Origin of the sequence: Kitasatospora sp. NPDC059827, assembly GCF_042731675.1 — a bacterium.
GTDB lineage: Bacteria > Actinomycetota > Actinomycetes > Streptomycetales > Streptomycetaceae > Kitasatospora.
Map to the genome: position 1 here is coordinate 1 of NZ_JBHWIV010000121.1, position 20,887 is coordinate 20,887.

General features: G+C 73.4%; 21 protein-coding genes. 9 read left to right on the forward strand and 12 right to left on the reverse strand.

Annotated features, from left to right (window positions below):
* Positions 1 to 250: 250 nt before the first annotated feature.
* Both ACFV8H_RS38550 and ACFV8H_RS38555 read left to right on the forward strand, forming a co-directional pair.
* Complete coding sequence (locus tag ACFV8H_RS38550; protein ID WP_380409046.1) at positions 251 to 1,294, forward strand: slipin family protein; 1,044 nt, start codon at positions 251 to 253, stop codon at positions 1,292 to 1,294.
* A gap of 91 nt (positions 1,295 to 1,385) precedes the next feature.
* Positions 1,386 to 1,838 (forward strand): CBS domain-containing protein, encoded by a 453-nt coding sequence (locus tag ACFV8H_RS38555; protein WP_380409048.1) that lies wholly within the window; start codon positions 1,386 to 1,388, stop codon positions 1,836 to 1,838.
* Between the two features lie 81 nt (positions 1,839 to 1,919).
* Here ACFV8H_RS38555 and ACFV8H_RS38560 read toward each other — a convergent pair whose 3' ends face one another.
* Complete coding sequence (locus tag ACFV8H_RS38560; protein WP_380409050.1) at positions 1,920 to 2,540, reverse strand: TetR/AcrR family transcriptional regulator; 621 nt, start codon at positions 2,538 to 2,540, stop codon at positions 1,920 to 1,922.
* Positions 2,541 to 2,627: 87 nt separating this feature from the next.
* Between ACFV8H_RS38560 and ACFV8H_RS38565 the strand changes: the two genes are divergently transcribed.
* Entirely contained in the window at positions 2,628 to 3,140 is a 513-nt protein-coding gene (locus ACFV8H_RS38565) for a DUF1453 domain-containing protein (RefSeq protein ID WP_380409052.1), read from the forward strand.
* Between the two features lie 42 nt (positions 3,141 to 3,182).
* Positions 3,183 to 3,689, forward strand: coding sequence for a hypothetical protein (locus ACFV8H_RS38570; protein ID WP_380409054.1), 507 nt, complete (start codon positions 3,183 to 3,185; stop codon positions 3,687 to 3,689).
* Position 3,690: 1 nt separating this feature from the next.
* On the opposite strand, the gene ACFV8H_RS38575 is transcribed toward ACFV8H_RS38570, so the two are convergent.
* From ACFV8H_RS38575 to ACFV8H_RS38590, 4 genes are all read right to left on the reverse strand, one after another.
* Positions 3,691 to 6,597 carry an FAD-binding and (Fe-S)-binding domain-containing protein gene (locus tag ACFV8H_RS38575; RefSeq protein WP_380409056.1) on the reverse strand — a complete coding sequence of 969 codons (2,907 nt, stop codon included), beginning with the start codon at positions 6,595 to 6,597 and terminating at the stop codon, positions 3,691 to 3,693.
* Positions 6,598 to 6,772: 175 nt separating this feature from the next.
* Positions 6,773 to 7,777, reverse strand: coding sequence for a glycosyltransferase family 2 protein (locus ACFV8H_RS38580; protein ID WP_380409058.1), 1,005 nt, complete (start codon positions 7,775 to 7,777; stop codon positions 6,773 to 6,775).
* Positions 7,778 to 8,001: 224 nt separating this feature from the next.
* Positions 8,002 to 8,667 (reverse strand): transglycosylase SLT domain-containing protein, encoded by a 666-nt coding sequence (locus ACFV8H_RS38585; RefSeq protein WP_380409060.1) that lies wholly within the window; start codon positions 8,665 to 8,667, stop codon positions 8,002 to 8,004.
* 637 nt (positions 8,668 to 9,304) lie between these two features.
* Positions 9,305 to 10,747, reverse strand: coding sequence for an amino acid permease (locus tag ACFV8H_RS38590; protein ID WP_380409061.1), 1,443 nt, complete (start codon positions 10,745 to 10,747; stop codon positions 9,305 to 9,307).
* A gap of 283 nt (positions 10,748 to 11,030) precedes the next feature.
* Between ACFV8H_RS38590 and ACFV8H_RS38595 the strand changes: the two genes are divergently transcribed.
* Positions 11,031 to 11,999, forward strand: coding sequence for a Ku protein (locus tag ACFV8H_RS38595; RefSeq protein ID WP_380409063.1), 969 nt, complete (start codon positions 11,031 to 11,033; stop codon positions 11,997 to 11,999).
* Between the two features lie 49 nt (positions 12,000 to 12,048).
* Positions 12,049 to 12,330, forward strand: a complete 282-nt coding sequence (locus ACFV8H_RS38600) for a hypothetical protein (RefSeq protein ID WP_380409064.1) — start codon at positions 12,049 to 12,051, stop codon at positions 12,328 to 12,330.
* A gap of 70 nt (positions 12,331 to 12,400) precedes the next feature.
* Here the strand turns inward: ACFV8H_RS38600 and ACFV8H_RS38605 are convergent, their stop codons facing one another.
* Together ACFV8H_RS38605 and ACFV8H_RS38610 are read right to left on the reverse strand one after the other, a co-directional pair.
* Complete coding sequence (locus ACFV8H_RS38605; protein WP_380409066.1) at positions 12,401 to 13,789, reverse strand: NADP-dependent succinic semialdehyde dehydrogenase; 1,389 nt, start codon at positions 13,787 to 13,789, stop codon at positions 12,401 to 12,403.
* A gap of 113 nt (positions 13,790 to 13,902) precedes the next feature.
* The gene (locus tag ACFV8H_RS38610; protein ID WP_380409068.1) at positions 13,903 to 14,277 is read right to left on the reverse strand and encodes a DUF6158 family protein; all 375 of its coding nucleotides are present in this window, start codon (positions 14,275 to 14,277) and stop codon (positions 13,903 to 13,905) included.
* Between the two features lie 53 nt (positions 14,278 to 14,330).
* On the opposite strand from ACFV8H_RS38610, the gene ACFV8H_RS38615 reads away from it, so the two are divergent.
* The 3 genes from ACFV8H_RS38615 to ACFV8H_RS38625 are packed head-to-tail and all read left to right on the forward strand — an operon-like array spanning position 14,331 to position 17,274.
* A complete protein-coding gene (locus ACFV8H_RS38615) occupies positions 14,331 to 14,936 on the forward strand; it encodes an ArsR/SmtB family transcription factor (RefSeq protein ID WP_380409070.1) in 606 nt (201 codons plus the stop codon).
* Positions 14,933 to 16,228, forward strand: coding sequence for an MFS transporter (locus ACFV8H_RS38620; protein ID WP_380409072.1), 1,296 nt, complete (start codon positions 14,933 to 14,935; stop codon positions 16,226 to 16,228). The genes ACFV8H_RS38615 and ACFV8H_RS38620 overlap by 4 nt, the downstream gene beginning before the upstream one ends.
* Before the next feature lie 47 nt (positions 16,229 to 16,275).
* On the forward strand, positions 16,276 to 17,274 hold the full coding sequence (locus ACFV8H_RS38625) for an adenosine deaminase (RefSeq protein WP_380409074.1): 999 nt from the start codon (positions 16,276 to 16,278) through the stop codon (positions 17,272 to 17,274).
* A gap of 18 nt (positions 17,275 to 17,292) precedes the next feature.
* On the opposite strand, the gene ACFV8H_RS38630 is transcribed toward ACFV8H_RS38625, so the two are convergent.
* The 5 genes from ACFV8H_RS38630 to ACFV8H_RS38650 form a co-directional block, all read right to left on the reverse strand.
* Positions 17,293 to 17,850, reverse strand: coding sequence for a dihydrofolate reductase family protein (locus ACFV8H_RS38630; protein WP_380409076.1), 558 nt, complete (start codon positions 17,848 to 17,850; stop codon positions 17,293 to 17,295).
* 98 nt (positions 17,851 to 17,948) lie between these two features.
* On the reverse strand, positions 17,949 to 18,593 hold the full coding sequence (locus ACFV8H_RS38635; RefSeq protein WP_380409078.1) for a vitamin K epoxide reductase family protein: 645 nt from the start codon (positions 18,591 to 18,593) through the stop codon (positions 17,949 to 17,951).
* Positions 18,590 to 19,384 (reverse strand): DsbA family protein, encoded by a 795-nt coding sequence (locus ACFV8H_RS38640; RefSeq protein ID WP_380409080.1) that lies wholly within the window; start codon positions 19,382 to 19,384, stop codon positions 18,590 to 18,592. The genes ACFV8H_RS38635 and ACFV8H_RS38640 overlap by 4 nt, the downstream gene beginning before the upstream one ends.
* A gap of 91 nt (positions 19,385 to 19,475) precedes the next feature.
* A complete protein-coding gene (locus ACFV8H_RS38645; RefSeq protein ID WP_380409082.1) occupies positions 19,476 to 20,153 on the reverse strand; it encodes a hypothetical protein in 678 nt (225 codons plus the stop codon).
* Between the two features lie 80 nt (positions 20,154 to 20,233).
* On the reverse strand, positions 20,234 to 20,731 hold the full coding sequence (locus ACFV8H_RS38650) for an SRPBCC family protein (RefSeq protein ID WP_380409084.1): 498 nt from the start codon (positions 20,729 to 20,731) through the stop codon (positions 20,234 to 20,236).
* Positions 20,732 to 20,887 lie beyond the last annotated feature (156 nt).

Sequence of the window (20,887 nt, forward strand, 5' to 3'; positions counted from 1 at the left end):
CCCCAGCCCATTCCCCCATCGCCACAGAAACGAGTCTGGCCCCACCGCTCACGCGGTGGGGCCAGAACCCAACATCTTCATCAGCGTTCTAGGGCGTGCGGCCCTGGGAGTGTCCTGTGGTTCAGGACGTTCGATCCGGCCTTGTCCGGGCAGGCGTAGCGTTGAAGCAGTTGCTCCGGTGGCCCCCGGCCCGGTTCGGTCGGCGGCGGCCGGACGCGCCGGTGTGCGCGGAGGCCGCGAGGAGGCCGCGATGATCGTCGATGCGGTGCTGGGGGCTCTTGGGGGGCTGGCCGGGCTGGGGGCGATCTGGGCGGGGCTGAGCATCCGGGTGGTCCAGCAGTTCCAGAAGGGCGTGGTGTTCCGCTTCGGCAAGGTGCGCGCCGAGGTCCGCGAACCGGGGCTGGTCGCGCTGATGCCGATCGCGGACCGGCTGCGCCGGGTGAACGTGCAGATCGTGACGATGCCGATTCCGGCGCAGGAGGGCATCACCCGGGACAACGTGACCGTGCGGGTGGACGCGGTCGTCTACTACCGGGTCGAGGACCCGGTCAAGGCGACGGTCAACGTGCAGGACTACAACTTCGCGATCTCCCAGGTCGCGCAGACCTCGCTGCGGTCGATCATCGGCAAGAGCGAGCTGGACGACCTGCTGGCCAACCGCGAACCGATCAACCAGGGGCTGGAGTTGATGATCGACAGCCCGGCGCTGGGCTGGGGCATCCAGATCGACCGGGTGGAGATCAAGGACGTCGCCCTGCCGGAGTCGATGAAGCGCTCGATCGCGCGCCAGGCGGAGGCCGAGCGGGAGCGGCGGGCGCGGATCATCACGGCGGACGGCGAGTTCCAGGCCTCGGCCCGGCTGTCGGAGGCGGCGGCGGTGATGAGCGCGACCCCGGCGGCGCTCCAACTGCGGTTGCTGCAGACCGTGGTGGAGGTGGCGGCGGAGAAGAACTCGACGCTGGTGCTGCCGTTCCCGGTGGAGCTGCTGCGCTTCCTGGACAGTGCGACGGAGTCGCAGCAGCGGGACCTCCTGGCGGCCGCCGCGGTCGCCGCCGCCGCGAAGTCCGCGGAGCAGGCGGTGGAGCGCGGGGAGGTGCCGGAGGAGAAGCGCCCGCACGAGCGGCCCCGGCACGAACTGCCGCCGTTGGAGAAGCTGTTGAACGCGTCGCCGCTGGACGGGTCGGACCTGGACGGATCGGAGCTGGACGGTACGGCCCCGGAGGCCGTCGGCCCGGCGGCCGGTTCGGCGGAGCGCGGGGCGGAGGAGCGCGCCGAGCCCGGGGCGGCGTCCTGAGCGCGGTCAGGCCCGCCCGGGCCCGGTGGCGTGGGTCACCCGGTCGGACCAGGATGGACGAGGGGCTGGAAGCCAGGCCAGGAGGCGGACCATGACCATCGCCAGCGACATCATGCACCCGGGGGCGGAGTGCATCCGCGAGCACGAGACGCTCGCCGCCGCCGCCCGGATCATGCGGGAACGACACGTGGGCGCGCTGCCCATCTGCGGGGAGAACGACCGGCTGCTGGGCATCGTGACGGACCGCGACATCGTGCTGCGCTGCGTCGCGGAGGGGCGCGACCCGTCCGAGGTGACGGCGGGTGAACTGGCGCTCGGCCGGCCGATGACGGTGGAGGCGGACGAGGACTGCGAGCAGGTGCTGCGGGTGATGGAGCAGTACCAGGTGCGCCGCCTGCCGGTGATCAACCACCCGGAGCACAAGCTGGTCGGCATGATCAGCGAGGCCGACATCGCCCGCGGGCTGCCGCAGGCCCGGCTCGCGGAGTTCGTGTCGGCGGTCTGCGCCGAGGTGGCGCCGAAGAAGGAGGCGCTGCAGGGCTGACCCGGGCGGAACCGGCCTCGGGTGCCGTCGGCCCACCGCGCGGACCGGGCTCGCCCGGGCGGCGGGTTCCTCGGCGCGTCGTCAGCCGCTCGCCAGGGTGTCGAGGTGGCGGCGCAGCACCGCGCGCAGTTCGTCCGGGCCGACCAGGTCGGGGTGCTGGACGGCTTGCAGGGTGAGGCCGTCCAGCAGGGCGGAGAGCCGGCGGGTCTCCAGGTCGAGGTCGAGGCCGGGGAGCAGCGCGCCGGAGCGCTGGGTCTCGACCAGGACGCGCCGCACCAGTTCGTCCAGGCCGGACTGCAACTCGGCGGCGCGGGGGCGTAGTTCGGGCCGGGTGCGGGCGGCGGTGACGAACGAGAGCCAGAGGGCGGACTCCTCCCGGCGCCGGGCGTCCAGCGGGAGGGTCTCGGCGAGCAGTCGGGCGGTCTGCTCGCGTCGGTCGGTGCCGGGGGTGGGTTCCGGGTCGAGTAGGGCGCGGGCGTGGGTGCGGATGCGGGCGTCGATCCGGCGGGCTAGTTCCTGCATCGCGAAGAGCATCAGCTCGGAGCTGCCGGCGACGTAGTGGCGGACCGAGCCGATGGCGAGCCCGGCCTCCTCGGCGACGTTGCGCAGTGAGGCGTGCTCCAGGCCCTCCCGGGCGGCGACGCGCAGGACGGCGTCGGCGACGGCCTGGCGGCGTTCGACGGGGTCGACGATCTTCGGCATGTTGCCGTTATAGCACGGGCGAGCTAAATTGCCGTCGGGGCTGATTTAGCACGGCCGAGCTATAAAAATCGGGGAGTGGGGCAGGGGATGGGCAACTGGGTGTACGTGGCACTGATCGTGGTCGTGGTGGCCGTGGTGGTGGTCCGGCGGCTGCGCGGTGAACCGCTCAACGCGCGGGACCTCTTCGCGCCGCCGGCGGTGCTCACCGTGCTCGGGTTGTGGGCGCTGTCGCAGCGGCACGGCCTCGGGGCGGGCGACTACGTCTGGATCGGCGCCGGTGCGGCGCTCGGTGTCGCCCTCGGCGCGCTGCGCGGCGCCACCATCCGGGTGTACGAGCGGGAGGGTGTGCTGTGGCAGCGCTACACCGGGCGGACCTTCCTGGTGGCCGTGGTCTCGCTCGCCGCGATGGCGGGCTTCGCGCTGCTCGCGGAGCACAACGGCCTGGCGGCGGATGCCCGTCCGGTCCAACTCTCCATCGGCGTGGGCTTCCTGGGGGAGGCGCTGGTGGTCGGCTACCGCGGGCTCGCCTCCGGGGCCCCGTTCGCGCCCGAGAAGCGGGGCGCGAGGCCGCCGCTCGGGCCGGATCGATTCGGGCGGTAACTTTGGTTGTCATCGACCCTATCGGTAACTGTGGTTGTCACCATGACTGCTGTGGAGATCACCACCGAGGAGCAGGCCGAACTGGCGAAGGCCCTCCTCGACGCGCTCAATCCCGTCGCCGCCGCCGTGCGAGCCCGGGCGACCGGGCTGCCCGAGGAGCGGATGTGGCACGCCGATCCGGCCGAGATCGCCCTCTCCGTGCTGTCCGCCTGGAAGGTGGTGGACGGTGAGGTCAAGCGACTTGCCGCGACCGCGGCCGCCACCGCCGGCTCCTACGGCGCCAGCTACGAGCAGCTGGGCGCCGCCTGGGGCATCACCCGGCAGGGCGCCCGGAAGAAGTGGCCGGAGGCCGTCGGCCGTCCGGCGGCCCGGCCCGGCTCGCTCGAACTGTTCGGCGGAACATTCGATCTGGCCGCGGACCGGGCCTCCGGCGGCTGGCACTGGACGGCTGTCGGCGCCGACGGGGTGAGCGGCGAGGCGGCCGCCGGCCACCCGACCCGGGAGGAGGCCGCCGCTCACGCCGGAGCCTTCCTCGCCGAGCACGCCTAGCTCACTCCGAAGACTGCTCCCGTGCGGCCCGCAGCTCCCGGGCGATCAGCTCCGCCAGGTGCAGGGCCCTTCGCCCGTCGGCGAGTTGGGCGATCTGGGTGCGGCAGCTGAACCCGTCCGCGAGCACCACGGTGTCGGGCCCGGCGGCCCGGACCTCGGGCAGTAGGACGCGTTCGGCGATCGCCCGGGACACCTCGAAGTGCCCCCGTTCGAAGCCGAAGTTGCCTGCCAGCCCGCAGCAGCCGGAGTCCAGTACCCGGTTGTCCAGGCCCAGTCGGGCCTCGACCCGGCGGTCGGCGGCGCTGCCGAGCACCGCGTGCTGGTGGCAGTGGGTCTGGGTGACGGCCTCCAGCCGGACCGGGGGGAGCGGCGCCTCCGGGGCGTACTCGTCGATGAACTCGGCGAAGGTGCGCGTCCGTTGGGAGAGTGGGCGGCCTTCCGCGCCGAGGAGTCGGGGCAGGTCCTCGCGCAGGGTGGCGGTGCAGCTGGGGTCCAGGCCGACCACGGGGGTGTCGGCCGGGAGCCCGGTGGCCGCCAGGGCCGCCAGGCTGCGCCGCAACACCCGGCGGGCGGTGCCGAGTTGGCCGGTGGAGTACCAGGTGAGGCCGCAGCACACCGGCCCGTCGGGCAGTCGGACGTCGAAGCCCAGGTGTTCCAGCACCTCGACGGCCGAGCGCAGCACGTCGGGCTGGAGGTGGTCGGAGAAGGTGTCCGGCCAGAGCAGGACCGGCCGGGCGCCCGCCGGGGCGGGGTGGGTGGCGCGGTGGCGCCGGTACCAGCGGGTGAAGGTCTCGGGCGGGAGGACCGGCAGCACCCGGCGCCGGTCGATCCCGCCGAGCCGTTTGAGCAGGGCGCCGGCCCGGGAGCGGGCCAGCGTGTTGGCGGCCGCGGGCGCCGGCGCGACCATGCGCAGCCACAGCGGCAGCCAGCCCATCGAGTAGTGGGCGAGCGGGCGGGGCCGGCGCCGGTAGTGCTGGTACAGGAACTCGGTCTTGTAGGTCGCCATGTCGACGTGCACCGGGCAGTCGCTCGCGCAGCCCTTGCAGCTCAGGCAGAGGTCCAGGGCCTCCCGCACCTCCGCCGAGCGCCAGCCGTCCGGCACGGCCTCGCCGCGCAGCATCTCGGCCAGCAGCCGGGCCCGGCCCCGGGTGGAGTGGCGCTCCTCGCCGGTGGCCATGTAGCTCGGGCACATCACCCCGGTGGTCGGGTCCACGCACTTGGCGACGCCCACGCAGCGGTGCACCGCCCTGGTGAGGCTGCCGCCGTCCTGCTCGTACGGCAGGGCCAGCGGCAGCGGGCGGCGCGGGGCGGTGACGAAGCGCAGGTCGGCGTCGAGCGGGCGGGGGTCGACCAGGGCGCCCGGGTTGAGCAGGTTCTCCGGGTCCCAGATCCGCTTGAACTCGCCGAACAGGTCGATGACTTCGGGCGGGTACATGCGCGGCAGCAGCTCGGACCGGGCCTGCCCGTCACCGTGCTCGCCGGAGAGCGAACCGCCGTACGAGACCGCCAGGTCGGCCGCCTGCTCCAGGAACTCCCGGAAGACCGGGGCCCCGTGCGGCCGGTCCAGCGGGAAGTCGATCCGCAGGTGCACGCAGCCGTCGCCGAAGTGCCCGTACGGCACGCCGTGCAGGCCGTGCCGGCGCAGCAGCGCGCGCAGGCCGCGCAGGTAGTCGCCGAGCCGCTCGGGCGGGACGGCGGAGTCCTCCCAGCCGGGCCAGGCCTGGCCGCCGCCGGGCAGGCGGGTGACGATCCCGGCGCCGGCCTCCCGGACGGCCCACAGCTGGCGCTGCTCGCTCTGGTCGGTGACCAGGGCGACGGTGGCCGCGGGCTCCCGGCGCACCGCGTCGGCCAGTCGGCGGGCCGCCTGGTAGGCCGCCGGCGCGGTGGCGCCGCCGGTCTCCAGGAACAGCCAGCACCCGCCCGCGGGCAGCCGGTCCAGGGCTGGCGGACGCGGGCCGGCGGCGAGCAGCGCGGCGATCAGGTCGGCGGCCATGCCCTCGGCGGTGAGCGGACCGTACGGCAGCAGCGCGGGGACGGCGTCGGCGGCGGCGCCCTCGTCGGGGTAGCCGGCCACCACGAGGGCGCGGGCCGGCGGGGCCTCGACCAGTCGGACGGTGGCGCCCAGCAGCAGCGCGCAGGTGCCCTCGGTGCCGGTCAGCGCCCGGGCCAGGTCGTGGCCGTGTTCGGGCAGCAGCGCGTCCAGCGGGTAGCCGGAGGTGCGGCGGGGCAGCTGCGGCATGCCCTGCCGGATGACGGCGAGGTTGCGGTCGGTGAACTCCTGGAGTTCGCGGTGCAGTCGGCCGGCCCGGCCGGGCCGGTGCGTCAGCGCCGCGCGCTCGGCGGCGGTGAGCCGCCCGCCGACGGTCAGTTCGGTGCCGTCGGCGAGCAGCAGTTCCAGCCGCTCCACGTTGTCGGCGGTGCGGCCCCAGGCGAGCGAGTGGGAGCCGCAGGAGTCGTTGCCGATCATGCCGCCGAGGGTGCAGCGGCTGTGCGTGGACGGGTCCGGGCCGAAGCGCAGCCCGTACGGCCGGGCGGCGCGCTGGAGGTCGTCCAGCACGGTGCCGGGCTGGACGCGGGCGGTGCGGGCCTCGGCGTCGACCTCCAGCACCGCGCCGAGGTGGCGGCGGAAGTCCAGTACCACCGCGCCCGGGCCGATCGCCTGCCCGCCGACGCTCGTCCCGGCCCCGCGGGCCACCACCGGCACGCCGTACTGCCGGCACAGTGCCAGCGCGGTGCGCACGTCGTCCGGGTCCGCGGGTTTGACCACCCCGAGCGGCAGCTGCCGGTAGTTGGAGGCGTCGTGGCTGTACACCGTGCGCTCGGCGGCGCCGAAACGGACCTCCCCGCGCAGGACGGCGGCCAGTTCACGGGCCAGTTCGGCCCCGGGGACGGCGGACGGACGGCTCACCAGGGCCTCCCAGGAAGTGGACTCCGCCGATGATCGCAGCCGGGCCGCCGCACCGGTACCGGGCACGACGGGGGTACCGCCGACGGGGTGTCGTCCCGAGCGGGTACCGCCGACGGAGTGTCGTCCAGGGGCGTGGCGGCCGCGCGGATCCACGCCGCCGCGCCCGCCCGCCGGGCTACTTGCGGCCGGTGAGGGTGCCGCGGGCGATGTGGGAGAGCTTGGCGACCTCGAAGGCCGGGTAGGCGCCGCCGGCCAGCAGGGAGAACTTGATGCCCTCGCGGCCGGCCGGCTTGCGGTGGCCGGGGGGCTGGAAGCGGTGGTGGTGCTCGGCGGCGCGGTGGAAGAACTGGGGGCGTTCGGCGCGGGTGACGCAGCCGGCGAGGTCGAAGACGAACAGGTAGTGCCGGATCATCCGGACGAACAGGGCGTCGCGGACGGCGTACAGGTGGGGCTGGTCCTCCAGCAGGGCGAAGCTGCGCTCGTACTGCTCGAAGAGGTCGAACACGCTGCTGCCCGGCCCGCCGGCCGGGTGGACGGTCTCCCGGCGGCGCAGCTGGACGCACTCGCGGGCCAGGACGGCGGCCGTGCGGGCGCCGAGCAGCGCCGCGTGCACCACCGGGATCTCCTCGTAGCGGCCGTCGGGGAAGGTGAGCCCGAGGTCCTCCCAGTGGCCGCGGCGGATCAGCCGGTCCCACACCAGCGGGGGCGCGCCGAACAGCTCGGGCCGGTCGAAGGGGGCGAAGGGCTCGGGGCCGGCCTCGGCGAGCAGGGCCTCGGCGCCGCCCGGCCAGTCGCGGTCGTTGTGGCGGCGGGAGTGGCCGAACAGCAGGACGTCGACCGGGCCGGTCTGCCGGAGCCGGTCGGCGAGCGCCTGGAGGGCGTCCCGGGGCAGCAGGTGGTCGGCGTCGAGGAACAGCAGGTGCTCGCCGGTGGCCCGCGCCGCACCCGCGTTCCGGCTCACCCCGACCCCGACGGCCGCGTTCAGGAGCAGCACCGACACCCGGGGGTCCCGGGCCGCGTAGGCGTCGGCGAGCCCGCCCGCGGTCTCGGGGGAGCGGTCGGCGACCACGATCACCTCGACGTCGGCCAGGGTCTGGGCGAGCAGCGAGTCCAGGCAGTCGGCGAGCTGTCCGTGCTGGTCGTAGGCGGTGAGCACGACGCTGATCAGGGGTGAGGGCATGACGCCGGAGCGTAAGAGGGCGCGCGAACCGTGGCAAAGGGCTGACGGTGCGTAATTACGAGCAATCAGTGGCAAATCGTACGAGCGTACGCCATATCTTCACGCCGCCTTCCGGACGCGTCCACGCCAGGTGGGGCGCGCCGGGCCGGACACGCGCCGGGCCCGCGACGCGGGGTGCGTCGCGGGCCCGGGACGGGTGCGCGGGAGGGCCGGAGCCGGGCGGCTCAGTACCAGTGGTGGCTCTGCCAGAACGCCCAGGCGCCGCACGGGCTGCCGTAGCGGGAGTTCATGTAGTCCAGACCCCACTTGATCTGGGTGGCCGGGTTGGTCTTCCAGTCCGAGCCGGCCGAGGCCATCTTGGTGCCCGGCAGCGCCTGGACCAGGCCGTAGGCGCCGGAGGAGGCGTTGACGGCCATCGGGTTCCAGCTGCTCTCGCGGGCCACGATGTTGCTGAAGCACTGCAGCTGGCCGGCGGGCACGATCTGGGCGGCGATCTGCTGCGGGGTGCCGGTCGGGGCGGCGAGGCTCTGGCGCTGCTGCGAGCGGGAGGCGGCGGCGTCGGCCTGGGCCTTGGCGTCCGCCTGGGCCTTCGCGTCGGCCGCGGCCTGGGCCTTGGCGTCGGCCTGGGCCTTGGCGTCCGCCTCGGCCTTCGTCTGGGCGTCCTGGGCCGCCTGGGCGTCCTGGGTGGCCTGCTGGGCAGCGGCAGCGGTGTCGGCCTGCGCCTGGTCGGCCACCGGCTTGCCGTCCACCGAGACGGCGGCCGCGGGGGCGGCGGCCTCGGCGGTGTTCCCGGCCTGCGGGATGGCGAGCGCGGCGGTGGCGGCGCTCGCGACCACGAGGGTGGCGATGCCGGTGATCAGGGAGTTGCGGCGGGCATGACTGAGCTGCATGGAGCGGGCGGTCCTTTTCCGTCGGGGGCCGTGCCGGGGCACTGGGCGCGGGGCATCGCACGGGCTCCGGGTGAGCGGGGCCCGCGCGGCCGTCCGGGACGGCCGTGGCGCCCCGGCCGAGAGCGGCGGGGCGGGCGGGCTGCGCACGGCGGACGGGGCCGGCCGGCGCTGCCTGGCGACGGGCCATTCTTGGCAGGGCCGGGGACGGGTGGCAAAAGGGTTCGCTACTACGACCAGTAGTGGCCGAGCGGGCGCTTGCGGCCCGGCGTGCTGGTGTGTTTGTGGTGCTTTGTCCGGTTTTGATGTTCGAGGGTCGAGGGTGGGAGGCGCCGACGGAAGGTGGGGCCGGAAGGCTCCATGGCCTGGGTTCTTCGGGGCGGGCCCGGTGCCCGGGCGGGCGGCCCGGGCGTGACGGTCGGTGTCGGGGGCGGTACGGGCGGAGTGCGACAACTATCCAGGACCGTAGATGCGAAACCCCCTGTGGGCGGGCTCACACGTCCGCGGTGCCGACATCGACGCAGCGTGACCGGCCGGTCGCCGGTCGCCGGTCGCCCCGTCCGGGCATGGAACGGCACCGGGCCCGGGAGCCTCCGCAACGGCTCCCGGGCCCGGCGTTCCCGCGCGGGGGCGGACGGGTTCAGGACCCCGCCGCCACCGCCGCCCGCCGGCGCCGGCCCACCACGGCCGAGGCGCCGAGCACGATCGCCGCGGCCACCAGCGACAGGTACATCTGCTTGCGTCCGTCGGGGTCGGTGAACATGTACACCACGACGAAGCCGATCATGCCGATGGCCACCCAGGTGAGATAGGGGTACAGCCACATCCGGACGGTGTGCCGCTCGGGCATCTCACGCTCGATGATCTTGCGCATCCGCAGCTGGGTCGCGCAGATCACCAGCCAGACGAAGAGCGCGATCGCACCGGAGGAGTTCAGCAGGAAGGCGAACACGGTGTTCGGCGAGGTGTAGTTGAAGAAGACCGCGATGAAGCCGAAGACCACCGAGGAGAGGATGGCCACCATCGGCACGCCGCGCGAGTTCACCGTCGCGAAGACCTTCGGGGCGTCGCCGCGCCGGCCGAGCGAGAAGGCCATCCGGGAGGCGGTGTACATCCCGGAGTTGAGGCAGGAGAGCACCGCCGTCAGCACGATCACGTCCATCACCTGGCCCGCGTGCGGGATGCCCACGTGGTCGAGCACCGCCACGTAGGGGCTGTCCTTCACCGCGGCGGAGTCCCACGGCAGCAGGGTCACCACCAGCAGGATCGAGCCCAGGTAGAAGATCCCGATCCGCCAGATCACGCTGTTGGTGGCCTTGCTGACCGCCTTCTCCGGGTCCTCCGACTCGCCGGCCGCCAGGGTGACGATCTCGCTGCCCATGAAGGCGAAGACGACCGTGAGCATCCCGGTGAACACCGCGCCCACGCCGTGCGGCAGGAAGCCGCCGTGGCCGGTCAGGTTGCTGGCGCCGACCGCGTGGGTGTCCGGCAGCACGCCGAAGACGGCGAGGGCGCCGATCACCAGGAACGCGGCGATCGCCACCACCTTGATCCCGGCGAACCAGAACTCGAACTCGCCGTAGGAGGCGACCGAGAACAGGTTGGTGGAGGTCAGCACCGCCATCACGATCAGGGCCCAGCCCCACTGCGGCACGCCCGGCACCCAGTGGTTGAGGATCTTGGCGCCGGCCGTCGCCTCGACGGCGAGCACCACGACCCAGAAGAACCAGTACAGCCAGCCGATGGTGAAGCCGGCCCAGCGGCCCAGCGCGCGGTCCGCGTACGCCGAGAACGAGCCGCTCTGCGGGTCGGCCGCCGCCATCTCGCCGAGCATCCGCATCACCAGCACCACCAGCACGCCGGCCAGGGTGTAGGAGAGGAGGATGCCGGGACCGGTGGAGGCGATGCCCGCACCGGAGCCGACGAACAGGCCGGCGCCGATCACGCCGCCGATCGCGATCATCGACAGGTGCCGGTTCTTGAGCCCGGCCTTCAGGTGGCCGTCGCCGCCGTGTCCGACCGGGCCGAGCTGGTGGGGGACCTGGGTGGTGTCCGCCGCCTGCTTGGTGGTGTCCGCACTCATGGAGGGTGCCTTCTGCCTTTCCGGCGCGGCATGACCCTCGGCTCGTCGTGCCGGAGGGTGGGGGACAGACCCGCGCATTGCGGTGCAACCTAACTTCTACGCCCGGGTATCGGAACAGCTGAGAGATAACTGTTCGCTCACCGGACACAAAAGGCCAGGTCAGAGTGGGTGGAGAAGTGGCGGGAAAGGCTCAAATCTGACGCAGCGTCATGCTGGCGGGAACCCGCCAGGGCCCTGCCGGAGCAAGTGGCCGATCCGGCCGAACGCGCGCACAGTGGGAACCATGCAGACCACCTGGAAGGGGACGATCAGCTTCGGACTGGTCAGCATCCCCGTCCACCTCTACTCCGCGACCCAGGAGCACGACGTCCCGCTGCACCAGGTGCACGCCAAGGACGGTGGCCGGGTGCGGATGAAGCGGTACTGCGAACGCGAGGAGAAGGAAGTCCCGTACGCGGAGATCGCCAAGGGGTACGAGTCGCCCGACGGCCGGACGGTCACGCTCAGCGACGACGACCTCGCCGACCTGCCGCTGCCCAGCAAGAAGATCATCGACGTGCTGGCCTTCGTGGACGCCACCGAGATCGACCCGCTGATGTTCTCCAAGGCCTACTACGTGGGCGTCGCCGACAAGGCCGCCGCCAAGCCGTACGCCCTGCTGCGCGACGCGCTGGTGGAGTCGGGGCAGATCGCCGTCACCAAGATCGCGCTGCGCACCCGGGAGTCGCCCGCGGTGCTGCGGGTGCACGACGGGACGCTGGTGCTCCAGACCTGCATCTGGCCCGACGAGGTCCGCCCGGCGGCCGGGATCGCGCCCGAGGAGGACGTCGCGGTGCGGCCGCAGGAGCTCAAGATGGCGCGGTCGCTGATGGACACCCTCTCCGAGGACTTCGACCTCTCCCAGCTCCACGACGACTACCAGCAGGCACTCCAGCAGGTGATCACCGCCCGGCTGGAAGGCGTCGAGCTCCCGCACGAGGAGGAGCCCGGCGAGGCGCCGGACAACGTGATCGACCTGATGGAGGCGCTGCGCAGCAGCCTCCGGCAGGCCAAGGGCGGCCGGGCGCCGGCCACCCCGGCCGCGGAGGAGCCGGCCGCCGAGGAGCCGGCGCCGCGCAAGCGCGCCGCCGCGAAGAAGGCCGCCACCACGAAGAAGACCGCCGCCGCCGGAAAGGCCGCGGGCACCGGGAAGGCCGCCCCGGCGAAGAAGACCACCACCCGCAAGTCCTCGGCTCCGCGCAAGGCCTCCTGACCGCGCGGGCCGCCCCCTCCCCCTCACCCAGCACCGGAGGCGATCCCGAATGGACCTGCTCAGCTACAAGGAACTCGAAAACGGGCCGGAGGCCCCGAAGGACCCGAGCCTGGGCCACCGGGCCTGGCGCTGGCTGCTCAGCCTTAGCCCCACCGTGGTGACCTTCATGGTCGCGCTCTCGATCGGCCTGCTCATGGTCGAGGTCCAGACGGAGTGGGACCCGATGATCGGGCTGATGGCCTTCTTCTGGCTGCTGACCTTCATCGCGCTGGTCGGCATGGTCGCCCGCTGGGCGACGCCCGGCCGGGGCAGGCACCGGACGGTGGGCTGACCTGACCTGACCGGCCCGAATCCGCACGCGTACGTGCACCCGCACCGGAGCGTCACGGCTCCTGGAGCGATCAGCCGATCCACACCGTGGTGACGTTGCAGAACTCCCGGATGCCGTGCCCGGACAGCTCCCGCCCGAAGCCGGAGCGCTTGACCCCGCCGAAGGGCAGCGCCGGGTGGGAGGCGGTCATGCCGTTGAAGAACACCCCGCCGGCCTGGATGTCGCGGACGAAGCGCTCCTGCTCGCCCTGGTCGGTGGTCCAGACGTTGGAACTGAGCCCGAACGGCGTGTCGTTGGCGAGTGCCACCGCCTCGTCCAGGTCGGCGACCCGGTAGACGGTGGCGACCGGGCCGAAGGTCTCCTCCAGGTGGATCCGCATCGCCGGGGTGATGCCGGTCAGCACGGTCGGCTCGTAGAACCAGCCGGTGTCCCAGCCCATCGGGCGGTTGCCGCCGCACTCGACCCGGGCGCCGTGGGTGCGGGCGTCCTCGACCAGTTCCTCCAGGTCGTCCCGGCCCTGGCGGCTGGCCAGCGGGCCGACGTCGGTGGCCTCGTCCATCGGGTCGCCGATCCGCAGCGCGCGCATCGCCTCGGTGAAGGCGGCGGTGAAGCGGTCGTAGACGTCGGTGTGCACGATGAAGCGCTTGGCGGCGATGCAGGACTGGCCGTTGTTCTGCACCCGGGCCCGGACGGCGGTGGCGACCGCGGCGTCCAGGTCGGCGCTCGGCAGGACCACGAACGGGTCGCTGCCGCCCAGCTCCAGCACCGACTTCTTCACCTCGTCCGCGGCGGCGGCCGCGACCGCCCGCCCGGCCGGCTCGCTGCCGGTGAGGGTGACGGCGGCGACCCGGCGGTCCCGGACCACCCCCTCGACCGCGCCCGAGCCGATCAGCAGGGTCTGGAAGCAGCCCTCGGGGAAGCCGGCCCGCCGGAACAGTTCCTCGAGTGCCAGCGCGGTGCGCGGCACGTTGGAGGCGTGCTTGAGCAGGCCGACGTTGCCCGCCATCAGGGCCGGCGCGGCGAAGCGGATCACCTGCCAGAACGGGAAGTTCCACGGCATCACGGCGAGCACCGGGCCGAGCGGGCGGTAGCGGACGTACGCCCGGGAGGCGCCGCTGTCGGCCACGTCGGCGGGAGCCGGGTGCTCGTCGGCGAGCAGCGCCTCGGCGTGGTCGGCGTACCAGCGCATCGCCTTGGCGCACTTGGCGGCCTCGGCCCGGGCGGCGGCGAGCGGCTTGCCCATCTCCTCGGTCATGGTGCGGGCCAGCGCGTCCTGGTCCCGGTCCAGCAGGTCGGCCGCGCGGTGCATCAGTTCGGCGCGGACGGTGAACGGGGTGCCGCGGTAGCCGTGGAAGGCGGCTTCGGCGCGGGCCAGCCGCCGCTCGATCCCGGCCGCGTCGAGCGCTTCGAAGGTCTGGACGATCTCGCCGGTCGCGGGGTTGACGCTGGCGATGGGCATGCGGGGCTCCCAGTGGGGGGTCGGGTCCGGTGCTCTGCCCTCACACCCTCCCCGACGCCCCGCCCCGGGGGTGCCACCGCCGCCCGGCGTGTCCCGCCGGGCGGCGGCGGGCGTCACTCGGGCAGCGACTCCACCCGGGCGGCCGCCTCCCGGGCCCGGGCTCCGGCCCTGGTCCGGGCCGCGGTCACCTGCCGCAGGGGGAAGCGGTTCAGGTACTCGGCCTCCAGCTGGCCGGTCCGCAGGGTGTGCCGTTTCAGCGCCTCCTCCGAGCCGTACAGGAAGGTCTCGTGGCGGGTGCGGTGCAGTTGCTCCAGCTCGTGCAGCAGGGTGTCGTTGCCCAGTGCGTGCGGGGAGATGCCCGCGGGCCGGATGTGCGGGTCGTCGGCGTGCTGCATCGCGGTGCCTCCTCGGCGGAAGTCCCCTTCCTCCAGGGTGCCCGCCGACCGCCGCCGGTGCACCCGATCGTCCGGGGCCGTCCGGATGGACAAGGGGAATTGTAAAAGAGCTGTCGTACAAGAGCTCTTGTGGATATCCTCCCGGCATGGACGAGACGACGGGCAGGACGACCGACGAACCGCGCGGCACCCGGGAGATCCAGGACTCCCGGGTGCTCGCCGCCCTCACCCACCCGTTGCGCTGGCGGCTGATCGACCTGCTCAAGGTCGACGGCCCGGCCACCGTCGGGAGACTGGCCGAGCGCACCGGGCAGGCGGTGGGCAACGTCAGCCACCACCTCAAGGTGCTGGCCGAGAGCGGACTGATCGAGGAGGCGGCCGAGCTCGCCCGGGACCGGCGGGAGCGCTGGTGGCGGCTGGCCGACCGCGAACTCAGCTGGGCCAGGGCCGACTTCGACGGGGACCCGGTCACCGAGGCGGTCGCCGACGCGGCCGGATCGATCCTGCTGGAACGCAAGGTCGAGCTGGTCCGCGAGTGGTCCGCGCGGCGCGGCGGGTACGACCCCGACTGGCGGGACGGCTGCTCGGTGGCCACCGAGGCCTGGCTGCGGCTCACCCCCGAGGAGGCCCGGGAGCTGGCCGCCGACCTGCACGAGGTGATCCAGAAGTGGGCCCGGCGGCCGGTGCCCGAGGACGGGCGGGAGCGCGAGACCGTCCTGGCCTTCGCCCACAGCGTCCCGGCCAGGCCGTGACCGCCACCCTCGCCCCGCCCGGCCGTGGACCCGAACTCCGTTCGCGCTGGGGCCTGTTCACCCAGCGGGACTTCCGGCTGCTGTGGGCCGGGCAGACCGTCAGCCGACTGGGCAGCAGCGTCACCACCGTCGCACTGCCGCTGGTCGCGGTGCTCACCCTGGGCGCCGGGCCGCTCGCCGCGGGCCTGCTGACCAGCGCGATCTGGCTGCCCTGGCTGCTGTTCGGCCTGCCGGTCGGGGTCTGGGTCGGCCGGGCGCCCCGGCGGACCGTGATGATCGCCTGCAACCTCGGCTCCGCCGGACTCCTCGCCAGCGTGCCGGTGGCGGGGTGGTTCGGCGTCCTCACCCTGGCGCACCTGCTGGCCGTGGCCTTCCTCGGCGGCGTCTGCTCGGTGTTCCTCGACGCGGCCGACCAGGCGTACCTGCCCGAGCTGATCGCCCCGGCGGACCTGATCGAGGGCAACGCCAAGCTCCAGGGCAGCGGTTCGGCGGCCGAGGTCGCGGGCCGCGGACTGGCCGGGCTGACCGTCCAACTCATCGGCGCCGCAGGCGGGTTGCTCATCGACGCGGTGAGCTTCCTGATCGCGGCCGGCACCCTGCTGCGGATCCGCGCCCGGCCGCAGCCGGTGCCGCCGGTGCCGGAAGGCCTGCGCGGACAGGTCCGCGAGGGGCTGTCCTTCCTGCTGTGCGACCCCTACCTGCGGGCCTTCCTCTGCTTCGGCGCGGCCGCCAACTTCGCCCTCATGGGCTACCAGGCGATCCTGGCGCTGTTCCTGGTCCGGGAGGCCGGCATCGCCCCCGGCTGGGTCGGCGTGCTCGCCTCCGCCGCCGCCGTCGGCGGGGTGCTCGGCGCGGCGGCGGTCCGCCCGCTGTGTGCCCGGCTGGGGACGGCCCGCGCGGTGCGGACCGTGCTGCTCGGCGCCGTCCCGCTCGGGCTGCTGATGCCGCTGGCCGGGCCGGGAGCGGGCACCGCCCTGTACATGGTCGGCGCGCTCGGGGTGGTCGCGGCCGTGGTGTTCTGCAACGTCGTGCTCGGCAGCTTCCGGCAGTCCTACACCCCGCCCGGGCTGCTCACCCGGGTGGCGGCCGGATCGATGTTCGCCGTCCACGCCACCATCCCGCTCGGCGCCCTGACCGGCGGCGCACTGGGCGAGGCGATCGGCCTGCGACCCACCATGTGGGTGATGGCCGGGCTGCTCGTGGTGGCCGGGACGCTGCCGCTGTTCTCGCCGCTGCGCACCCTCCGGGAGCTGCCCACGGCGCCCCCGAAGATCGGGGAGATCATAGGATGAATTCCGTACCTTCAGGCCCAATCCCCGACAGCTCGGACAGATCGCACATGCCGCTTCCCAAGGCCGAACTCCACCTGCACATCGAAGGCACCCTCGAACCCGAGCTCGCCTTCGTCCTCGCCGCCCGCAACTCCGTCGAACTGCCGTACGCCGACACGGAGGAACTGCGGAAGGCGTACTCGTTCAGCGACCTGCAGTCCTTCCTCGACCTCTACTACGCGCTGATGGCCGTGCTGCGCACCGAGCAGGACTTCGCCGACCTCGCGGACGCCTACCTGGCCCGGGCCGCCGACCAGGGCGTGCGGCACGCGGAGATCTTCTTCGACCCCCAGGCGCACACCGCGCGCGGAGTGCCGCTCGGCGTGGTCGTGGACGGCCTGACCCGCGCGCTGTCGCGCAGCGAGCAGCGGTACGGCATCAGCACCCAGCTGATCATGTGCTTCCTGCGCGACGAGTCCGCCGACTCCGCCCTGGAGACCTTCGAGGCCGCCCGCCCGTACTTCGACCGGATCGCCGGCATCGGCCTGGACTCGGCCGAGGTCGGCAACCCGCCCGCGAAGTTCCGCGAGGTCTACCGCCGGGCCGCCGAGGCCGGGCTGCGCCGGGTCGCCCACGCGGGCGAGGAGGGCCCGGCCGCGTACATCACCGAGGCGCTGGACGTGCTCGGCGTGGAACGGATCGACCACGGCCTGCGCTGCCTGGAGGACGGCGAACTCGTCGCCCGACTGGTCCGCGAGCAGATCCCGCTGACCCTCTGCCCGCTCTCCAACGTCCGGCTGCGCTGCATCGACACCCTCGCCGACCACCCGCTGCGGGAGATGCTGGACGCCGGCCTGCTGGTCACCGTCAACTCCGACGACCCGGCCTACTTCGGCGGCTACGTCGAGGACAACTTCCGCGCCGTCCGGCAGGCCCTCGCCCTCGACCAGGAGACCCTGCGCCGACTGGCCGCCAACTCCTTCCGGGCCTCCTTCATCGACGACCGCCGCCGCGCCGAACTCCTCGCCGAGGTCGAGCGGTTCACCTTCGACCCGATCGACGGCTGACCGCCCGTCGGCCCTGCGTCAGTCCAGCGGCGAGGGCCCGCTGCGGGCGTAGCGCAGCAGGGTCACGCCGTTGGTGAAGCGGTGGGTCTCGACCGGGGTGAGCGGGACGGGGTGGTCGGTCGGGCGGAACAGCAGGGTGCCGCGGCCGAGGACGACGGGGTGGACGAGGAGGCGGAACTCGTCGATCAGGTCCTGGGCCAGGAAGGAGGCGGCCAGGTCGGCGCCGCCGAGGGCGAGGTTCCCGCCGGGGCCGGCGGCGAGGGCGGCGACCGTGCCGGGGGTGACCTCGCGGACGACGGTGGTGTTCCAGTCGGCGTGGTCGAGGGTGCGGGAGAAGACGGTCTTCGGCATGCCGCGCCAGATCTCCGCGAACTCCGCGACCGGGCCCGCGGCGGCCGGGTCCCGGTCGGCGGTGGGCCAGAAGGCGGCCATCAGTTCGTGGGTGCGCCGGCCGGAGAGGAAACCACCCATGCGGACGAGTTCGCGGTTCATGTGGGCGTGCACCTCGTCGTCGATGAGCTGCCAGCCGAGGTCGTGGTCCGGTCCCTCGAAGTAGCCGTCCACGGACACGGACATGAAGAGGACGATCCTGCGTCGCATGGCGGCCTCACCGGGGGAGGGCCCCCGCCGCCCGCTCCCCGGGGTGGGAGCGGGCAGCGGGCGGCGGACGGGCGTCAGATCAGGGTGCTCCAGTAGTACCAGAACCGGTTGAGCACCAGCAGCGCGATCACCGCGTACCAGAGCACCGGGACGACCCAGTGGTAGCGCACGGCCTCCCGCACCACCGTCCGCGCCCTCGGCCCGACCGGGATCACGCCGGAGCGCAGGTTGTGCAGGGTGGTGTACCAGAACAGCGGGATCATCGCGGCCCAGACCACCATGCAGTACGGGCAGAGCGCGCTGATCCGGTACAGCGCCTGGTACATCAGCCAGGTCACGAAGCCGATCCCGAACACCGTCCCGGCCTGGAGGCCGAGCCAGAACCAGCGCCGGAACGACGCCCCGGCCAGCAGCCCCGCGCCGATCGCGATCACCACGCCGAAGGCGACCAGGCCGATCAGCGAGTTGGGGAAGCCGAAGGCCTCCGCCTGGTCGCTGCGCATGACCGAGCCGCAGCTGATGATCGGGTTGATGTTGCAGCTGGGGACGTACGACGGGTCCTTGAGCAGCCGGATCTTGTCCAGGGTGAGGACGGCCGAGGCGAACAGGCCGACCGCGCCGCCGAGCAGGAGCAGCCAGGCGAAGGGGCGGCTCGCACCGAAGGTCCGCGGGGTGGTGGCGGTGGTGGCGGGCGTGGGCCCGGGTGCGGGCTGGGTCACCCGGTCACCTGCTTGACCAGGGCGGTGAACTGCTCGGGCGAGACGGCCTTGCCGTTGGTCAGGACGTCCAGCTTCTTGCCGTCGAGCTTGACGGTCGGGGTGCCGGTGACGTCGCTCTTGTTGAACTCCTCGTTTACCTTGGCCGCCCACGGCGCGTAGGTGCCGTCCTGGACGGCCTTCACGAAGGCGTCGGTCTTGAGGCCGGGCACCTGGCCGGCCAGGTCCAGGATGTGGTTGACGTCGCCGAAGTCGTCGCTGCGCTCGTCCGGCTGGTTGGCGTAGAGCACGTCGTGGAAGGCCTTGAACTTGTCCACGCCCTCGTTCAGCGCGGCGCCGGCGGCGGCCAGCGCGGTGCGCGAGCCCTTGCCGCCGAGGTTCTTGTCCAGGAACGTCGCGAGGTGGTACTCGATCTTGTAGGTGCCGTTGTCGGCGAGCTGCTGGACGGCCTTGCCGGTGGTCGTCTCCAGCTGCTCGCAGAACGGGCAGCGGAAGTCCTCGTAGACCTCCAGGGTGTGCGGCGCGTCGGCCTTGCCGTAGGTGATCACGGTGCCGTCGGTGCCGCTCGCGTTGGCGGGGACGACCAGCGGGCCGCCGGCCCCGGCGGTCGAGGAGGAGCCGGAGGAGCCGCCGACGGCGAAGGCGACGCCGGCCGCGAGGGCGAGCACGGCGACGGAGGCGCCGCCGACCACCACCCGGCGGCGGACCCGGTCGGCCCGCTGGGCCTGGGCGCGGGCCTCGCGCATGCGCTCGGTGGCGTTGGTCTTCCGGTCGGTCTTGCGGGCGTTGCTCATGAGGTGTCGTCCTGTGCTCTCGGGTGCGCGGGCGCGTCGGGGCGCGTGGCGCTGGGCATGGCGGGGAGAGAGGACCGTCGAGGGGAAGCGCTCAGACGGTCAGGGCGAACACCGGGGGGCCGCGGCGGACGGCCGGGCGGACCACCGCGTCCTCGGCGGGGACCAGCACACGGCTGGCGCGGGGGAAGGGCGCCCGGAGCACCGGGCGGGCCGGGACGGGGGCGGTCAGCAGCCGCAGCCAGCGGGCGGCGGCCGGGAGGTGGCGGTGCAGGAACTCGCCCAGCGTCCGGAGGGCCCGGGTGAGGCCGCTCAGCGCGGCGTCCGCGCGGCGCAGCCAGAAGGCCCCGGCCAGGGCGATCACGGTGTGCAGGAGGAGCAGCACGAGGATGCCGGTCTGCTCGGACACGCCGTGGCCGAGCAGGAACCCGCCGAGCGAGCCGCCGCCGCAGAGCAGCGGGCGCAGGCCCTGCCCGGCGTCGGGCGGCAGGGACGGGCAGGAGCGCTGGGCCAGGTCGAACAGGGCGCTAACGCCGAGCTGGAGGGGGAGGAACGCCGCCGCGATCGCCGGGTAGCCGCGTTCGCGGCCGGCCAGGGCGAAGGCCAGGACGAAGACGGCGGCCGAGGCCAGGCCCATCGTCCCGACCGGCAGCGAGCGGCCGGTGACCAGTACCTGGCCGAGCCCGGCGAGCAGCACGACCAGCGCGGCGAAGACCGCCGCGCGGAGCGTCCTGGTGACCGGGCCGATGTCCATGGCATCCGAGTCTGCCACAGGTTGAAAGTGGAACGGTCTTGTCGGCGGCGGGCTGTGAAGAGCCTCACCGGCCTTGCTGAGCTGGGCTTATGTGGTTCTTACGGGGTGTGGGGGTTCCCGTGGGGGTGGCCGTCGGGGCTTGAGGTGGGGTGGCCGTTGGCGGTGCTCACCCGGGCTTCGAGGAGGTCCCGGAAGTGTTCGAGGTCTTCGCGGACCGTGCGCTCGATCGCTCCGGCCTGGGCGAAGCCGCGAGGGCCGCCGAACTCGCGGTGGACGGCCTCCGGGTCGTACTCCAGCCGGATCTGGAGGCGCGTGTGCTCGGGGTCGAGGGGGAGCAGGGCGAAGGCGCCGCTCAGGTGGACGGAGTCCAGGGTGCGCCAGGCCATCACCCGGCCCCGGCCGCGGTCGGTGATCTCGGTGTCCACGGAGCGTTCGGCGCCGTGGATGCGGATCGCGAGGTGGGCGTGGTTGCGGCCGTGGGGGTGGGCGGTGCGGACTCCGTCGACGAACCGGGGGTACTCGTGGACCCGGTGGAGTTGCTCCCAGGTGGCCAGGGCGGGGGCGGTGATGTCGATCTGTTCCTCAAGGGTGGTCATGGGGTTTCCTCCGGGACCAGCCTGCGCCTTGTTGGGGGGTGGGGCATTCCGGGGGTGAGGGGGCCGCTGCGCGGGGCTGTTGCAGTCTCTTATACAAAAAACCGAAACCACCACACACCCAGCAAACAACGGTTAGCTCTAGGGGTTTATATTATA

Excerpts from the sequence above, each read along its gene's own strand:
- ACFV8H_RS38550 (WP_380409046.1), top strand. The coding sequence starts at position 251 with ATGATCGTCGATGCGGTGCTGGGGGCTCTTGGGGGGCTGGCCGGGCTG.
- ACFV8H_RS38555 (WP_380409048.1), top strand. The coding sequence starts at position 1,386 with ATGACCATCGCCAGCGACATCATGCACCCGGGGGCGGAGTGCATCCGC.
- ACFV8H_RS38560 (WP_380409050.1), bottom strand. The coding sequence starts at position 2,540 with ATGCCGAAGATCGTCGACCCCGTCGAACGCCGCCAGGCCGTCGCCGAC.
- ACFV8H_RS38565 (WP_380409052.1), top strand. The coding sequence starts at position 2,628 with ATGGGCAACTGGGTGTACGTGGCACTGATCGTGGTCGTGGTGGCCGTG.
- ACFV8H_RS38570 (WP_380409054.1), top strand. The coding sequence starts at position 3,183 with ATGACTGCTGTGGAGATCACCACCGAGGAGCAGGCCGAACTGGCGAAG.
- ACFV8H_RS38580 (WP_380409058.1), bottom strand. The coding sequence starts at position 7,777 with ATGCCCTCACCCCTGATCAGCGTCGTGCTCACCGCCTACGACCAGCAC.
- ACFV8H_RS38585 (WP_380409060.1), bottom strand. The coding sequence starts at position 8,667 with ATGCAGCTCAGTCATGCCCGCCGCAACTCCCTGATCACCGGCATCGCC.
- ACFV8H_RS38590 (WP_380409061.1), bottom strand. The coding sequence starts at position 10,747 with ATGAGTGCGGACACCACCAAGCAGGCGGCGGACACCACCCAGGTCCCC.
- ACFV8H_RS38595 (WP_380409063.1), top strand. The coding sequence starts at position 11,031 with ATGCAGACCACCTGGAAGGGGACGATCAGCTTCGGACTGGTCAGCATC.
- ACFV8H_RS38600 (WP_380409064.1), top strand. The coding sequence starts at position 12,049 with ATGGACCTGCTCAGCTACAAGGAACTCGAAAACGGGCCGGAGGCCCCG.
- ACFV8H_RS38605 (WP_380409066.1), bottom strand. The coding sequence starts at position 13,789 with ATGCCCATCGCCAGCGTCAACCCCGCGACCGGCGAGATCGTCCAGACC.
- ACFV8H_RS38615 (WP_380409070.1), top strand. The coding sequence starts at position 14,331 with ATGGACGAGACGACGGGCAGGACGACCGACGAACCGCGCGGCACCCGG.
- ACFV8H_RS38625 (WP_380409074.1), top strand. The coding sequence starts at position 16,276 with ATGCCGCTTCCCAAGGCCGAACTCCACCTGCACATCGAAGGCACCCTC.
- ACFV8H_RS38630 (WP_380409076.1), bottom strand. The coding sequence starts at position 17,850 with ATGTCCGTGTCCGTGGACGGCTACTTCGAGGGACCGGACCACGACCTC.
- ACFV8H_RS38640 (WP_380409080.1), bottom strand. The coding sequence starts at position 19,384 with ATGAGCAACGCCCGCAAGACCGACCGGAAGACCAACGCCACCGAGCGC.
- ACFV8H_RS38650 (WP_380409084.1), bottom strand. The coding sequence starts at position 20,731 with ATGACCACCCTTGAGGAACAGATCGACATCACCGCCCCCGCCCTGGCC.